The following is a 482-nucleotide window of genomic DNA, read 5'->3' as shown; positions in this document are numbered from 1 at the left end:
GATGCGGGGCGCGGCGTCGGCCTCGGTGGCCTCCGGCGCCGCCGTCAACTGGTCGTGTCGCTTCTGCGCGCTCGTCATCTCTTCGTCGGATGCGTGCTCAGGCGTGCTCATGGTTCTCCTTCGGGTTGCCGACGGTGTCGCCGCCGGAAGTGTCGTTCCTCTTCCCGGTGTGCTTCCTGCCCCACAGCGCCAGCAGGTAGAGCACACCGCCGACGGCGAGCAGGATCCCGCCGAAGAGCCAGACGGCCGGACGCTGCTGGGTGAGCAGCAGGATGCAGGAGCCGATGCCGAGCACAGGGACGAAGGTCCACACGCGGAAGTGATCGTTCTCGACGCGGTCCCGACGCAGCACCAGCACGGACACGTTGACGCTGAGGAAGACGACCAGAAGCAGCAGCACGACGGTCTCGGCGAGCGTCGCCAGATCCCCGACGAGGGTCAGGCCCATCGCCACGAGGGTGGTGGTGAGGATCGCGACCCAG

1 pseudogene is annotated in these 482 nt (G+C 68.0%); it reads right to left on the bottom strand.

The window, feature by feature from the left end:
• Window positions 1-97: 97 nt before the first annotated feature.
• Window positions 98-482 (bottom strand): annotated as a pseudogene (locus tag ABY44_RS00165) (hypothetical protein); the annotation flags it as partial.

It is taken from the genome of Burkholderia sp. ZZQ-2 (genome assembly GCF_050768715.1).
In the GTDB taxonomy this organism is placed as follows: Bacteria; Pseudomonadota; Gammaproteobacteria; order Burkholderiales; family Burkholderiaceae; genus Burkholderia; species Burkholderia cepacia.
This window is presented reverse-complemented; position numbering and strand designations above follow the sequence as displayed.